This window comes from Bacteroides faecium, assembly GCF_012113595.1.
GTDB lineage: Bacteria > Bacteroidota > Bacteroidia > Bacteroidales > Bacteroidaceae > Bacteroides > Bacteroides faecium.
On record NZ_CP050831.1, the window covers coordinates 2,009,337 to 2,025,159 of the forward strand.

Sequence of the window (15,823 nt, forward strand, 5' to 3'; positions counted from 1 at the left end):
ATTTTTGCTCTCTTAGTAGGCTCTTACCGATGATGGTAAGACGCTTGCTCCTTTTTTATTTCGGATACGGTATAGGTCTTTCACAAATCCTACCATGAATACATGAGAGTAGGTATGTGTCTTGATATTATTTACTTTGTACTGCTGTAAATCGGCCAGATAACTGAAACGCATTTTGGTATATCCTATCGGAAGGTCGACGGAAAGCATCTGGCGGAGTGAAGGCTGGTTGTGCAGGGAAGTGAATTTTATCACTCCGCTAGAGTTGCCCAAGGAGAATATCTCATAATAGGATTGTCCGTAGTGCGGCGAGAAAAGTACTCCCATTACAGGCAAATTGACCTGATAACGCAACACCATCGGATAACGTTTGATTTTCAAATGCCAGATTGCCATTCCCGAAGCGTCCAGGTTGACGTAAGCTCTTGCGGAAGCGGGATTGTTGGTGTTCCGGAGATTGTAAACAAAGCCACCGTTAGCGTCTATCAATCCACCTGCCAGCAACTTGAAGTTCTCCGTCAGCCGGAACTGGTAGTGAAGACCGTAATTCCAGTTGACCAGACCGGAGAATGTATTATTGTTGTCGGCACGGTTGTGTGTATAACCGATGTCTGCCTGGAAGAAATTCTGCACGGAAATATTCCCGTCGAACAGTTTGGTCATCCGAATCGTTTCGCGGGAAACACGGAAGTCGATTCCTTTGTATTCCTGAGGCGAAAGATAGGTGTCGAACACATTGGTAAATCCGACACCGTACATGGTGGCACGTGTTACATAGCGATGGATTTGCAGACTGTCGGTCTGCGCTTGTAATTTTGTGCAGAGGGCGAACAGGATGCATCCTGTCAGCCCCCAGTATATTAGTTTTTTCTTCATCAGAATAATTTCATCTGCCCGGTGATTTCATCAATAATATCCCCCTCGCTCTTGTCACTGTCCGGGTCCAGGTTCTCCGGTTCTTCTTCCGGTTCTTCCTGCGGTTGCTGTTCGGGTTCGGGGAAACGGGTTGGCTCGAGTTCGTTAATCGTCTCTACCGTGTAGGTAGTGATACGTTTGCCTTTGGCCTTGAATCCTTTGACTGCGATAAATTCGTCCGCATCAATTTCCAACGGTTCGCGGAAACTGTCGTGTCCGCCGAATACAACTTCCAGACGGGGATAGAATTCGTCAGTCAACAAGATGAGGCGGGTATTCTTGTTCTCGCCCAGATAGTTCTGCTTGCGGTTGGAACCCTCAAAACAGAAACGTTTCAAGTACGGATAATTCTGCTGGTCGGCATCATAAAGCGCGGCAGTCCATATCTTGTTGGAGTCGAACTTCTCGACGATGCTTACATTATCTTCGTAGTGGTTGCTCAGGTCGAAGTTGCTGGTGTAGAAGTCACCGTTGTTCAGAACGACCAGTATGGTGTCTTCACTCTGGAATTCGCCCAGATATTCACCCCGGCCGTCATAGTTGAGGCGGAGAATGTCACGGTCGAACCATACTTTACGCCCGCCGAGGGTCGAACCGCCTTTCTGTTTCAGGGCGATTTTGTGTATCGGCAGACGGGTGAGGATGATGCCGCGTGCCTGCCTGCCTTTAATGCCCACTTCGCTGAAGTCTTGTTCGAAGATGATGCGGCGTACGCGTGGATTAGGTTTCAACGTAACCTTGATGATTTCGGCTTCCCCGTTCGGATTGGCACTGAAATAGGTGATACGTGAATCGGGCGTACCCTGTGTGATGTCATACTCACGGTCACGGACTACGGAAGTCACCGCAAAGCGTTTGACATAGGTTGTTCCCTCTTTCCCGTCGCGGTATGCTACGTTGTAAATCGTCCGTTTGTCGTTTTTCTTGAAAACGTTGACGTAAAGAACGTTCTTGCCGACAAACTTCTTGTCGGCAACAGGCGTAACGAGGTACTTGCCGTCGCGGAAGAAGATGATGACATCATCAATATCCGAACAAGAAGCCACAAATTCGTCCTTCTTCAAGGCTGTTCCGATAAATCCTTCTTCACGGTTGATATAGAGTTTTTCGTTCGCTTCCACTACTTTGGCGGCTTCGATGGTGTCGAAGTTGCGCAGTTCCGTGCGGCGCGGGAAGTTCTTTCCGTATTTGTTCTTCAACATCAGATACCAGTTGACGGTATAATCTACGATATGCGCCAGATGGTCGTCAATTTCGGCGATGTCCTCTTTCATCCGGGCGATGAGTTCGTCCGCTTTGTCCGAGTTGAATTTCAGGATACGTCCCATTTTGATTTCCATCAGTTTGAGAATATCCTCTTTGGTCACTTCGCGGATAAATGTCGGATAGTAGGGTGTTAGACGTTCGTCGATATGTGCGCAGGCGGCATTCATATCTTTGGATTGTTCGAACTCTTTGTCCTTATAGATACGCTCTTCGATAAATATCTTTTCGAGAGAGGAGAAGTGCAAGGCCTCCAGTATTTCGCCTTTCTTGATTTCCAGCTCCTGTTTCAATAGGTCGAGCGTGTTGTCTGCCGACTTTTTCAATACTTTGCTGACGGTGAGGAAGTGGGGCTTGCTGTCGTCGATAACACAGCAGTTGGGCGAGATGCTCACTTCGCAATCGGTGAAAGCATAGAGGGCGTCTATCGTTTTGTCCGATGACGTGCCGGGTGCCAGGTGCACTAATATTTCTACGTTGGCAGCCGTGTTGTCGTCTACCTTACGAATTTTGATTTTTCCTTTGTCGACAGCTTTCAGGATGGAGTCGATGACGGATGAAGTGGTCTTGCCGTAAGGAATCTCCGTGATGGCAAGTGTCTTGTTGTCGAGCTTGTTGATTTTAGCGCGTACTTTCACTGCTCCGCCGCGTTCGCCGTCATTGTATTTGGCTACGTCGATGGAACCGCCCGTCTGGAAGTCGGGATAGAGTTGGAACTCTTCGCCGCGCAGGTAGCTGATAGAAGCGTCGCAAAGTTCGTTGAAGTTGTGCGGCAGAATCTTGGAAGAAAGTCCTACGGCGATACCTTCCACGCCCTGTGCCAGTAATAGCGGGAATTTCACGGGAAGAGTGACCGGTTCCTTGTTTCGCCCGTCGTAAGACTGTTTCCATTCGGTCGTTTTGGGATTGAAAACAACATCCAAAGCAAACTTGGAAAGGCGCGCTTCGATATAACGGGGAGCGGCAGCACCGTCTCCGGTAAGGATATTACCCCAGTTACCCTGGCAGTCGATTAACAAATCTTTCTGTCCGAGCTGCACCAGGGCATCTCCGATGGAAGCGTCACCATGCGGATGGAACTGCATGGTGTGTCCCACAATGTTGGCAACTTTGTTATATCGTCCGTCGTCCAGACGCTTCATGGAATGCAGGATACGTCGCTGAACAGGCTTTAAACCGTCATTAATATGGGGGACGGCACGCTCGAGAATCACATACGAAGCGTAGTCCAGAAACCAGTTCTGGTACATGCCTGTCAGTTGATGTTTTACGTTTTCGTCCCGCGCGTCCGCCGGTTTGTAGTCTGAATGTCCTTCCGGTATCTCGTTAATTTCGTCACTCATATATCAATCTTCGCTTTGCTTTTACAACAAATTTTCTTCCTAAACATCAAAAAAGGGGATGTCCACGCAAAAATACGAAATAAATTCATATGAGGACGAAAAGAACTCACGTTTTTTATCACTGAACCAGCGAAGTGTAACTTACATTTTAGTCTGCCTTAACAAAGCATGGTATAGTTCTTTCATCTTTTCTGTTCTCAGCGCATTTATCTCTTCCGCTTGTCCGGATTTTAAATACCCTTTGTTGATATGTACAAAACGTTTGTCCAGCTTATCTGCTTCGGATATTATTTTATTCAGTCTTTGAGCAAGCTCTGACGCTTGAGTCATATCATAACTGTTTGAATTATAAATAAACTCAATCTCTTTATAGCTAAGATAATTAATACGCAGATCCAGCATTAACCGATAATGTTCAAATTCGTTGGAATGTTGCCGTGGCGAGAGCTTATCGAATTTGTTTTTGAATTCTTTGTTGCTTGAGATAACTTGCCCGATAGCCGTTCCTTTGCTATCCTTTCCATTGCGAACCAATTCTTGGGGAAGGGAGAAATAATCAAGGAAGATTTGTGCTTCTTTATTGGAAAGCCCATACCGCTGCTGTGCGTATGATAAGATAAAGTCCCGGGAATTTAATGCTTCTTGGGAGTTGGCTGCCTGGCAATAAGCGTCTATCAATATCTGGAAACCGGACATCGGGTAAACCTGGCGGACAGGCTGCATACTGATAATTTCCCAGCCATTATCGTAATGAAAACCATACGTGCCGCTAGTAGACCAGGATGTTTCTATGATTCCTTCATAACCATGTGAACGGGCAAAGGGCAGGAATGTAGTCAAATTATCAAAGTGTTTCATCCATTGGGTTAAATACACATTGTCCGGTGCAGAGCGCAAAGCCGTTGCTCCCCACATCTTTACCCCCAGTTTCAATAGATTTTCGAGTTTACCGAAACGATCCGGTTCCCAACCATAGTTCCAGTCTACGAAAATAAGGTCTTTGGGTAATTCCTGTACGGCTTCAGGATGCATCAAAATAATATCTGCCCAAATGATAGGTTGTTTTCCCATCTCTTTGACCACTTCATACATCGCCTTTATATAATCAACAAAAAGTCGTGACTTTTCTACTTTGGAACATTGTGCGCAACTTCCCAATAAATAAGTTTCATCAGCTCCTATATGAAAGTAAGGAGAAGGATGTAGCTCTGCCACTTCCCGAAATATTTCCCGGAATACTTTTTTTGCTTCTTCTTTTTTCAGCGGACATACCTGTGACACTTCTTTTCTATCTTCCCGCAAATGGGCATACCGATCATGACGCAGAATATATTCACTATGCCCGAAGCAGTTCTGTAATGGTATTACATCTATTCCCAACGAAGTGCAATGTTTGATAATATCTTTGACTTCATTGCGGCTGAAAGCCAAGTGATTGCATAGAGTAGCATGTTTCTGAAAAGGAAAAGTTGCCTCATATTCTATCAGTAAGGTGTTAATTCCTTTCGTGAACAAATCGGAAGCGAAATCTTTAATAGCCGAAACCGTCATTACTTGCGTACGGCAATCCAGGTAGAAAGCTCTGACTTTAAAGTCGGAAGAGGACTGTGCGCTTTTTGCAGGAGCACATGAACACAAGAATATACCTAATAGAAACAGGCTTTTGTATATAAAAGAATGTAGATTGTTATTCATGGTTGCTATTTTAAATGGGTAAAAGTGATGCGCTGTCTAAATCGCAATAAAGTGTCGCATGCGGATGCGTTCGGAGTATGGATGCCGGACAGTCTGTACTGACAGGGCCATACAATGTATTCTTCACAGCCTTTGCTTTCGGTTTTCCCGGAACCATACAGAAAATACAGGTAGCTTTTAGCATGACGGGAATAGTGACAGTGACAGCCTGCCGGGGAACTTCATCAATATGGGAGAAACAACCGTCATGTACTTGTTGCATACGGCAAACTTCATCTAATGATACGATTTTAACCAGTTGAGGATCATCAAAACGGGCTACATGCGGATCATTGAAGGCGATATGCCCATTTTCCCCGATTCCCATAAAGATAATGTCGAGAGGGTGTTCCTGAAGGATTCGCTCATAAGTATTACAGATTTCTTCGGGTGTTGCTCCTTCCCTGAACAAGTAGTTTACCGATTGAAAAGGAACAGAATCGAAGATATGCTCTTTGAGAAAATTTCCGAAACGTTGTGGGGCGTCAGGTTTTAGCCCGACATATTCATCCATGTGTAAAGCATGGATGCGATGCCATGGAAGGTCTTGTTTTTGCAGGACAGCAAGAAACTCGTTTTGCGAGGGAGCTGCTGCAAACAGAATATTGATTTCTTTCTTCTGGGCTAATAATTGGTTTATGACTTGCGTTGCAGTTTGGGCGGCATCCATGCCCAGAGTGCAACGGCTGTCGCATATACGGATGCGTAAGTTGTCTTTTTTTAATTCTTTTATTTCTGTTGTTTCAATAATCTCCATAGTTACTCTAATATTGTTGTCCATTAATAAATACTTGTTGAATTTGAATGTCTGCATTGAACACCACAATGTCAGCATCATATCCCTTGGCTATTTTACCTTTTTGTTCCTGGATTCCCATAATGGTGGCGGGAGTCAGGGACATCATGCATACAGCTTCCTCGATAGAGCGTTCTCCCAATTGATACATATTCCGTACAAGGCGGTCGGCTGTTGCCACACTTCCCGCAAAAGACTGCCTGTCAGGCATTTTGGCGACTCCGCCTTCAATAATAATTTCCTGCCCTTTCTCGCGGCTTCCCAGTATGCTTTTTCCTTCGGGCATACCTGCGCCACGCATAGAATCGGTTACTAAGGCTATCTTCTCCGCTCCTTTGTTTTTAACAGCCAGTTTCATGAGAGGAGCCGGAACATGTATTCCGTCTGCAATCAGTTCAATGGTCACTTCGTCCAGTAAATAACCGGCTTCGATGCATCCTGCATAGCGGTACGCATTTCGCCGGGTGATTCCATTCATACAGGAATAGAAATGGGTGATATGCGTAAAACCATGACGAACAGCTTCTACCACGTCCTCATATATGGCATCGGTATGGGCAATGGATGGAAGAATTCCCTTTCCTCGCAAAAGATCGCCAAATTCTAAAGCACCGGGCAATTCGGGAGCAATGCTCCAACGAACAATATCCTGACTTTTGTCCAATATCTCCATATACTCTTCGGGGGCCGGATTGCGCAAATAACGAGGGTCTTGCGCTCCCCGGAATGCATAGGCAAAGTAGGGGCCTTCCAAATGCAAACCACCAAATGCGGCACCGGCATGTTGTCCTTTCACGCGGTCATATACATCAAGGAAACGAAGCAGTTCCTGGTTATCCGAAGCCAGAGTGGTGGGATAGAGCAAGGTTGTTCCGTGCTTGAGATGCTCACGGGCAATGGCAAGACAGTCTTCTTCCGTGCAATCCATGAAATCGGAGCCCCCTGCGCCGTGGGTATGCAGGTCTATAAAACCGGGAGCGATAAAACCGCCTTTGGCATCATAATCCACACTGTCGGCCACTTTATAATTTCCGGGTTCCACACCTATGATTTTTCCTTCGGAGATAAGTACGGTACCTATTCCGAGATTTTTGTCCGGAGTGATGATTTCTCCGTTGAATATTCTGGTTATTTGTCCTTTTTTAATTTCCATAGTTCTGACCAGTGATTAATTTTATATCCATAGAAAGCGTAAAAAATCAAGTAAAGAAAGCAAGGTATCAATACAATATATCCGCTACGCAGTCCGTGGTGATCTGCTATCAATCCATAGATGACGGGCATAAAAGCATTTCCGCATAAAGCCATCACCATAAATGAAGAACCTAAGTTTGTCCAGCGTCCCAAGTCGTGTATGGCAAGCGGCCATATTCCTGCATAAATCAATGCATTGCATACTCCCATCAGGCTCAGGCACCAGATGGAAAGTGAAGTCGTATGTCCGGACATCTGTATCGTGCCGGGGATGAATAGTACGCAAACTGACAGAATCAATCCGCCTACGGTAGAAATCCGAAGCATGAGTTGCTGGCTGGCAAAGCGCGGAATCAACAGGATACCTAGAAAATAACCTACAAGAGCGCACGATAATGTAATACTGGGGAAAATCTTGGCTTCCTGAAGATTGAACCCCATACTCTCCGCATAGCTGATTATAGTATCAATGGAAATCACTTGTGCCGCTACATGAAAGAAGATGGCAAATACGCCCATGATAAGATAAGGGTATGAACCGATAGATTGGCGGTCTTTGCTGGCATGGGTGATATCTTCCTGCTGGTTATTTCCCAGTTCCGGCAACCGGATGAAATAGATGGCGCAGCCAAATAAAAACAGGAATAATGAAAGTACGGAATAAGGAACAATGACTCTTCGGATTAAACCATCCAGCAGAATATCTTTCTCTACGCCCGTAACGCTGTTGTTTTTGAGTACTTCGAATAATTCATTATCTGTCGATTTCAAGATGACAGCCGCGAATAATAAAGGTGCGAGAATACCGGCAATCTTGTTACAAAGTCCCATAATACTGATACGCCTTGCCGCGGATTCTATCGGGCCGAGTATGGTTACATAAGGATTGGCTACCGTTTGCAGTATGGACAGCCCGGTTCCTATTGTGAACAGCCCGGTCAAGAATATAGAATAGGCTCTTGTATAGGCGGCGGGAACAAACATGAGCGTTCCTGCCGACATCAGCCATAATCCGATCATAATGCCCCGTCTCGAGCCTACCCGGCCAATCAGCCGGGCGGCAGGAATAGACATGACCAGATAGGCAATGTAGAATGCCAGGGCTACCAGATAGGATTGTGTATGCGTCAATTCGCAGGATACCTTGAAGTAAGGTATCAGGATGGAATTGACCCATGACACCAATCCGAAGATGAAAAACAGCATCCCCAGCATAATCATCGGGATCAGGTTGGACGGTTGTCTTGATTGAACGTTATCCATAGACATCTCTTTTTACAGTTTTATATAAATGCGTTTACGATAGAGGACATATCCGCATCCCCAAATGATAATGATGAAAATCAAGGCGTAAATGAATGAACCCAGATAATCGCCCAGCAAAGGTTGCAGAGTCTGATTATAGAGTAAACCGCGTATGCTGATAACCCGGTCGTCCCAAGGAATGAACGACAGGCTGAACAGTACACTGGCAATCCAGCCGACACAGTACATGAACAGGGGATTTACGCCAAAGGCTTCAAAGAAACGGCTCCATCCTTTTCGTTGACGGACATCTATGACATCTATCAGCAGGGCGAGAAGAAGCGAGGCCGCTCCGCAAGTCACCAGCGTGTATGAACTTGTCCACAACTTCTTGTTGATAGGGTCGAGGTATTGCAGCAGGAAGCCCGCAAAGAGCAGAATTGTCCCGAACAATGCAATCTTGCGGACACGTTCTCTATTATCGCCTGTATCGGTAATTATATTGCCGACATATGCGCCCAGCAATACATGTGCCCAACAAGGTATGGTACTAAGCAATCCTTCCGGTTCGAAAGCGAAGCTGCCGCCATCGGCAGCTTCCTTAATCAAGTGACTGGCTCCTAATAACTTGACGTCAATCATTGCAATCAAGTTGTCGGCAGAATGTATATACCCATTGAAACCCTGTAATAAGCCGACATATACCAACAAGATACCGCCGGCCACGCCCAGATAGTATTTTTTCGGAACGATGATGGCAAGGAACGCACCGCCCGCATAGGCAAGGGCAAGTCGTTGCATCACGCCGAGAATACGCAAATTTTCCCATGAAAACGTTCCGTAGCAAAGTTTGGAAAAGCAGTCCAGAGCGATTCCTACGGCAAAGAGTGCCACGGTGCGACGGATGATTTTCATGCTGACGGCAGTATCCAACTTCTCAAACTTACGTAATGAGAAGTGGATAGCTACGCCCATGATGAACATAAAGAAAGGGAAAACCAAGTCTGTGGGGGTTAGCCCATTCCACTGTGCATGTTTTAGCGGGGCATAAACAGACTGCCAGGAACCGGGATTGTTAACCAAAATCATTCCGGCAATGGTAATTCCTCTTATTACGTCAAGTGCAAGTAATCTATTTGATTGAGTCGACATATATCCTAAATATTGGATTATTATTTTATAAAGGTCTTGTAGATGACGTTCAGCAAACTTGTTGCGTCGTCTTCCGAGTCGTCCGAAAGGTCATTCAGCAGAATTCCGCCGAAGCCGTTATCCACCACATAGTCGGATTTCTGTTGCACGAGCGGGTGACCGTTATAGAAGACAATTTTGCCATCCTTTTCGATTTCATCTTTTTCGACAGGACTGTCCGCTGCATATTCCGTTAAAATAACCTTGTATGCTTTGCGTACGGCACCGGTCGGGACAGTGGTACTCTGGAACTGGATTCCATAGGCCGGTAAGCCTAAAATGATTTTTCCCTTATCAATTCCGTTGATAGTACTCCACTGAGTCGCTGCAGCAGTGAAATGCTCGTAACTTGCGTGTTGGGCTACTGCGGATGAAGCCCAGGCTCCGGTAAAGTTATATATCGCCACATTGATATAATCCACGGATTCGAACATCGAGAAATCACCGTTGTAGGCATTCTGACTTCCCCACATACCTTCACTGTCCCCTTTTACACCGGCTGTTAGTAACTTATCGCCCAGTCCGGCTTTCAGTTGTTGGTAAAGTGCTTTCAGGTGACTTGCGTAAGTTGCATTCTCTGCTTTGTCGGAACCACCTGCACCGCTGCCTGTCCATCCTTCAAAGAAAACATTGATTCCGTCCAGGCCGCAATCTTCCACCACTTGCAAAGCTCTTTCCCCGAGTGATTGACGGAACTCATCCGTCATGGTTTTCATTACGCTGGCGAGATCCATGGATAGTAAGATTTTCACTCCTTTGGCTTGTCCTTGCTTGATGAAATCGGCATTTGCCTGAAGAGTAGTCGCTGCCTGGATAGTTCCGTCAGTCGTGACACCACCTACGACACATAAATGAGACATCTGCTCCCATGCGATTTCGCGGCTGGCGATAGCGCCGTTTGACAAGTAGCAGAATATTTTCTTTTTTAATTCGGAAGGAGTCGGTTCTTCGGGGGGTGTCACCGGCTCTTTTACCGTCAGGGCAAAGTTCCTGTAATTTAATAATCCGTTTCGTCTGACTTCGATACGCAGCCTGAAAGAGCCCGCTTCGGGGAAAGTATAAACCAGTGAAGCGCTTGTTCCTATTTCTTCACCGTCCAGTAACCATTTAACGGAAGTCTTTTCATCTGCCGGAGATACCAGCACTTTGAATTCCGTCACTTCGCCCGCTATGGCCGATGTCGTTTCCTGCATATCCGTATAGATATAAGGTATTTCGTCGTCACCGAATACCGGATTGTTGGCAGAATCATCCTTGCAACTTCCTGACATTATACCGATGAGGCATAATAGAAAAAAAAGGTAATTTGTTTTCATATAGTATCTTATTTTATTTATTCCTGGTTTGATATTCTTATAAATCTTCAGTCTTATTTTTATTATTTGTCCCACCACATACGTTTTGTCCAGTCGTCCGTACCACCGATGCGTTCGAGGGCTGCTTCTAGATTAGCCTTGTTTTTGGTCTGTTCTTCTATCGGATACATCATGCGGGCAGGACGTTTTCCGTTAGACTCATTCTCCGTAGGGGCGAGGTTCTTGAACATGACATATTTGCTCGGCATTTCAGTGCGGCGGATGTTAGACCATGCTTCAATCGGGTCGAGGATATAGAGTATCCATAATTGCTTGTTTATTTCCTCTAATGCTCCGGTAGTCCCGGCATCCAGCAATACAGCCTGTTTATCTACAAACGTATTGATTTGTGCGTCTGTTGGCAGAGTGGCTCCGAACAGTTCCCATTGTTTGATTGCCGCTTTCAAGCCCTTCTTATAGTGCTCTTTGGCACTTTCAGAGGATACGTTCCACTGGCGGACAGCCGCTTCGGCCAAATAAAATTCGGTTTCCGCATAGCTGAGATGAATATATGGAGAACCCGGATTAGTCAATAGTTTGGAAGGCTGCATCTTTTGATAATTATGAGTGACGCTTACTTCTTTTCCGTCAACCGTGAGCGTTAATGCCGCCGACCATGCATTATAAATAAAGTCCTGTGCGGGAACTCCCTGATAGGCTCCCAACTTTTCATACACCTGCGTGGTTATATCTACGCGGTCGCCATCGGTATATGCGCCTCCTATATATACGGTACGCGGGTCGTTGACGGAAGTCAGCGCATCCAGCAGTTCGGTGGTCATGCGGTAATTACTGTGTTGCGGGTCTTCCAGCAATTGGTTGGCGAATCCGTTGCCGGGTCCTTCTTCCAGTCTGCTGGATTCATGCTCCACATAACAAATGTCCTGGTTGGAGTTCATTACTCCCGCTTCATAGGCAGCCTTGGCTTCCTGCTGTGCGAGTGTCGGGTTTACTTTCAGAAGCCGCATGGAGATACGCAGCCACAGAGAATTGGCAAAACGTCTCCACTTTTCTATGTCGCCGTTGAAATAAAGGTCATTCTGAGGCGCTATGGCTGTCGGGGTCAGTTGGGCGGAAGCCTCTCGCAGTTCTTTCAGAAAATCCATGTAGATATCTTCCTGTTTGTCATACTTCGGCTTTACAATATTTTCCTGATAGACTTTACCTGCTTCAAAGTAAGGAATATCACCGTAATAATCGGTCAGTTTCAGGAAAGCTTCCACTTTCAGGATACGGCCGATGGCATTCAGGTTGGTTTCTTCCGGGTTGTCGGCGGTCTGGTCTATCAGGGCGACGGCTGTCTTGATAATTTCCGGATAGTAGATTGTCCAAAGACGTTCCATGTAGTCGACACGTTTCTTACACTTGCCACCATATTCCTGCATACTCCAGCCGCCAATCCAGTGGTTGACAAACGCTCCCGGAAAAATCATATAGCGGAGAGTACTCTGCAGGTATTGTGAATGAGTCAATTGTATAGTAGGTATCAGCAAATGAGAAGAGATGCCGGTTGCCTTCGTCGGATTTTCATTCAACTCTGTGAGGTCGGCGCAACTGCACAGGCAGAAGAAGCTGACAATTAGGAAATTCCATTTTATTCTTTTCATATTCGGTGTGCGTTATATTAGAATTTAACATTAATGCCGAATCCGAAGGTGCGGCGTGAAGGTAATGAGCCATACTCAAATCCCTGACCATTGCCGTTGTTGTAAGAAGATTCCGGATCTATATTGTCGACATTGGAATAGATTAACAATAGATTACGCCCGTAAGCAGAGAGGGTTATCGACTCGATAGGAGTATGTACGAACCATTTCTTGGGGCAGGTATAAGAGAGCGATATTTCGCGTAGCTTAACGAATGAATTATCGTAGATGAACGGTTCGGGAGAAGTTGTTTGCAGTGCCTGCCAGTATTTCGCGGGGTCTACACATACATTGTTGGGCACATACATCATCTCACCATCGTCATTCTTTATTGCCATCACTCCTTTACCCACATAGCCGCCGGTAGCTATCCAGTTTCCTGCCGGAACGCCTGCCGATTGCCGTTTTTGCTCGGAACGATACCATTCCTGGCGTCCTTCCAATGTCTCTTTCGACGTACCGTTTACGTGAGACTGCATAGCACTCATGGAATAAATATCCGCACCGAATTTCATATCGAACAATACACTCATTGAGAGATTCTTGTAGGTGAACGCATTGCGGAAACCCAGCGTGAAATCATAGTTGCCATTTCCTAGAACGGAAACCTTGTCGTCGAAAGTGGGCAGCCCGTTTTCAAAAATAACATCCCCTTTCTCCGTACGTTTCAGCTTCTTGCCAACAATAACGCCATAAGGCTGACCTTCGCTGGCATAGATGGAAGCGTTTGCCCAACGGGCGGAAGCCAGTTCGAAGTCTTTTACTTCATCATGCAGTTTTACCACCTCATTATAGTTTTTCGCGAAGTTGACGCTGGCATCCCATGTGAAATTCTTCGTTTTTACGGGGACGAACGAGAGAGAAGCCTCGATACCTTTGTTTGCTATTTCACCGGCATTGATAACGGCACGTTTGTATCCGGTAGCTTGTGACAACGGAAGAGATAGAATCTGATCTTTGGTCGTCTGTTGATAGTAAGTCAGGTCCAGTCCCAAGCGGTTGTCAAAGAAGCGCACGTCCAATCCTACTTCGAACGAATAAGTAGAGGTCGGTTTCAGGTTGGCGTTGGGTACGGAGCCGGATGCTATATATCCCAGAGATGTACCTTTGTTGGTGTATGCTTTCAGACCGTATTCCAATTGCAACTGATAAGGGCTTGTATCACCACCCACTTTCGCCCATGATCCGCGCAGCTTTCCGAATGTCAGCCAGTCCTTATGCTCGAAGAGGTTGGAGAATATCAAGCTTCCCGATACGGAAGGATAGAAATAAGAACGGTTGCTGGCACTTAATGTGGAAGATACGTCGTTGCGGAAAGTGGCATCAATATAGATCAGTTCCTTATATCCCAGACTTACCTGTCCGAACAGGGAGCGTACCGCCTTGCGTACCAATGCGTGTTCTGTCTCTATGCTGGAGTAGTTGGTAATATCCTGCAGGTCGGGTATCACTTGTGACTGTCCTGTTTGTATCATTGATTCATACTCGTAACGCATGACATTGCCGCCGGCAAAAGCCGAAACATCAAAATCCTTGAAACGTTTCTGGAAACGAAGCATCATTTCGAAGTTGTATTGCATCACGTTGTTGGTCATTTCTTTCATCAAGCCGTCCACGAAACCGGGAGTGTACATAGGCGTGAAGTCCGTAAACCGGAAAGTATAAGAATCCAGTCCTGCCTTGAAACTGGCTTGCAGGCAGTCCATAAAGGAATAATAGACACGTCCTTGTCCCATCAGGCGGTCGCGTTTCGATTTGTTGCTCATTTCATTGATTACCCAGTAAGGATTGATACGGTATTTGTCCCCGTTCCAGTCGTTGTAGCGTCCGGCTTCGTCTTTGTAGTTGGCTGCCAGCCATTTCTGGTCGAAGTTCGGTGCGATACCGATCAGGGCGTTACCTATATTGCTGGGACTGTCGGACAATGCCGGACGGTTCTTTACAGTCTCGTAGCTGTAAGTACCCTGTGCTTCTACTGTCAAGCGTTTGGTCATTTTGGCACTTCCCTTGAAAGAAACGCTTGTGCGGTTCAAGTCCGATTCGGGAACGATATCCCAGTTGCGCATATCCGATATGGATACACGGAAAGATGTGTTATCATTGGTCTTGTTGAAAGCTACGGCATTGGTCGTTGTGATGCCGGTGCGGAAAAAGCTCAATATGTTATTGTTCACATTTCCGTAGTTGCGCAATTCCCCGTTATAAATGTTGGCTTCCAGGCTCGGATCCAGTTTACCACCCCAAGACACTTGCGACGTGTTCGAGGCTGTCTCCGGGGACATCGGCGGGCGGCCGTCGCGTCCTTGTCCGTAGACACGCTGGTAATCGTCGAAGTTGCTTAACAGTTTTACGATACTGAGATTGGATGAAAATTCCACTCCGATTCCTTTCTTTTTGCCGGCGGACTTGGTGGTGATGAGTACGACACCATTGGAAGCTCTTGAACCGTAGAGTGCGGATGCCGAAGGACCTTTCAGAATGGAGATGTTTTCAATATCATCCGGATTGAGAGAGGAAAGCACATCGCCATAGTCGTATCCGCCCCATTTCCCGGCTCCTTCCAGTTCGGTGTTGTCTACCGGCATGCCGTCGATAACATACAACGGTTGGTTGGAACCGCTCAATTGCGAGTTACCGCGTATGATGACGCGTGTGGAACCTGAAGGGCCTGCAGTGGTGGAAGAGATATCGACGCCTGCTACTTTACCGGAGATGGCGGACATCACATTCTGCTCGTTACCGGCAGTCAGTGTTTCGTTATTTACTGAAGATACGGCATATCCCAAAGCTTTCGCTTCCCGTTTGATGCCGAGTGCCGTGACCACTACTTCGTCTATTTTTACTGTATTCTCTTCCAGGACTATTGTAAGTGTGGACTTTCCCTCTACCTTGACTTCCGTGGATTTCATACCTATATAGCTGACGTGGAGTGTGGCGTTGCGTGAAGATGCCTTAATGCTGAAATTACCGTTTATATCCGAGATTACTCCGATTTTATTGGCTTTATCCTGAATGGTGGCGCCGATAATGGGTTCTTTGTCTGCTCCGATCACTTTGCCGGACACCACGAACTGCGTTTGGGCAAATACTGTCAGACTGAAGCAGCATATATATACCATTAGAAAAAAACTCCTTAGGAAA

At 46.2% G+C, this 15,823-nt stretch carries 10 protein-coding genes; all 10 read right to left on the reverse strand.

The window, feature by feature from the left end; translation table 11 throughout:
- Positions 1–12 precede the first annotated feature (12 nt).
- Positions 13–876: a DUF3316 domain-containing protein gene (locus BacF7301_RS07050; protein WP_167961505.1), complete on the reverse strand. Its 864-nt coding sequence runs from the start codon at positions 874–876 to the stop codon at positions 13–15.
- Complete coding sequence (locus tag BacF7301_RS07055; protein ID WP_167961507.1) at positions 876–3,521, reverse strand: DNA gyrase/topoisomerase IV subunit A; 2,646 nt, start codon at positions 3,519–3,521, stop codon at positions 876–878. The genes BacF7301_RS07050 and BacF7301_RS07055 overlap by 1 nt, the downstream gene beginning before the upstream one ends.
- 141 nt (positions 3,522–3,662) lie before the next feature.
- Positions 3,663–5,216, reverse strand: coding sequence for a family 20 glycosylhydrolase (locus BacF7301_RS07060; protein ID WP_167961509.1), 1,554 nt, complete (start codon positions 5,214–5,216; stop codon positions 3,663–3,665).
- Between the two features lie 10 nt (positions 5,217–5,226).
- Positions 5,227–6,036: a glucosamine-6-phosphate deaminase gene (locus BacF7301_RS07065; protein WP_245208401.1), complete on the reverse strand. Its 810-nt coding sequence runs from the start codon at positions 6,034–6,036 to the stop codon at positions 5,227–5,229.
- Positions 6,020–7,204, reverse strand: coding sequence for an N-acetylglucosamine-6-phosphate deacetylase (nagA, locus tag BacF7301_RS07070; RefSeq protein WP_167961511.1), 1,185 nt, complete (start codon positions 7,202–7,204; stop codon positions 6,020–6,022). The genes BacF7301_RS07065 and nagA overlap by 17 nt, the downstream gene beginning before the upstream one ends.
- Positions 7,180–8,514 (reverse strand): sugar MFS transporter, encoded by a 1,335-nt coding sequence (locus BacF7301_RS07075; RefSeq protein WP_167961513.1) that lies wholly within the window; start codon positions 8,512–8,514, stop codon positions 7,180–7,182. The genes nagA and BacF7301_RS07075 overlap by 25 nt, the downstream gene beginning before the upstream one ends.
- A gap of 6 nt (positions 8,515–8,520) precedes the next feature.
- Positions 8,521–9,642 (reverse strand): acyltransferase family protein, encoded by a 1,122-nt coding sequence (locus tag BacF7301_RS07080; protein ID WP_167961515.1) that lies wholly within the window; start codon positions 9,640–9,642, stop codon positions 8,521–8,523.
- 20 nt (positions 9,643–9,662) lie between these two features.
- A complete protein-coding gene (locus BacF7301_RS07085; protein ID WP_167961517.1) occupies positions 9,663–10,997 on the reverse strand; it encodes a glycosyl hydrolase family 18 protein in 1,335 nt (444 codons plus the stop codon).
- Positions 10,998–11,059: 62 nt separating this feature from the next.
- The gene (locus tag BacF7301_RS07090) at positions 11,060–12,643 is read right to left on the reverse strand and encodes a SusD/RagB family nutrient-binding outer membrane lipoprotein (RefSeq protein WP_167961519.1); all 1,584 of its coding nucleotides are present in this window, start codon (positions 12,641–12,643) and stop codon (positions 11,060–11,062) included.
- A 17-nt stretch (positions 12,644–12,660) separates the two neighbouring features.
- Entirely contained in the window at positions 12,661–15,801 is a 3,141-nt protein-coding gene (locus tag BacF7301_RS07095; protein WP_167961521.1) for a SusC/RagA family TonB-linked outer membrane protein, read from the reverse strand.
- Positions 15,802–15,823: the final 22 nt, after the last annotated feature.

Bases quoted from the DNA above. Each gene is read 5' to 3' on its own strand.
- BacF7301_RS07095 (WP_167961521.1), bottom strand. From the start codon at position 15,801: ATGGTATATATATGCTGCTTCAGTCTGACAGTATTTGCCCAAACGCAG.
- BacF7301_RS07090 (WP_167961519.1), bottom strand. From the start codon at position 12,643: ATGAAAAGAATAAAATGGAATTTCCTAATTGTCAGCTTCTTCTGCCTG.
- BacF7301_RS07060 (WP_167961509.1), bottom strand. From the start codon at position 5,216: ATGAATAACAATCTACATTCTTTTATATACAAAAGCCTGTTTCTATTA.
- BacF7301_RS07085 (WP_167961517.1), bottom strand. From the start codon at position 10,997: ATGAAAACAAATTACCTTTTTTTTCTATTATGCCTCATCGGTATAATG.
- nagA (WP_167961511.1), bottom strand. From the start codon at position 7,204: ATGGAAATTAAAAAAGGACAAATAACCAGAATATTCAACGGAGAAATC.
- BacF7301_RS07075 (WP_167961513.1), bottom strand. From the start codon at position 8,514: ATGTCTATGGATAACGTTCAATCAAGACAACCGTCCAACCTGATCCCG.
- BacF7301_RS07055 (WP_167961507.1), bottom strand. From the start codon at position 3,521: ATGAGTGACGAAATTAACGAGATACCGGAAGGACATTCAGACTACAAA.
- BacF7301_RS07080 (WP_167961515.1), bottom strand. From the start codon at position 9,642: ATGTCGACTCAATCAAATAGATTACTTGCACTTGACGTAATAAGAGGA.
- BacF7301_RS07065 (WP_245208401.1), bottom strand. From the start codon at position 6,036: ATGGACAACAATATTAGAGTAACTATGGAGATTATTGAAACAACAGAA.
- BacF7301_RS07050 (WP_167961505.1), bottom strand. From the start codon at position 876: ATGAAGAAAAAACTAATATACTGGGGGCTGACAGGATGCATCCTGTTC.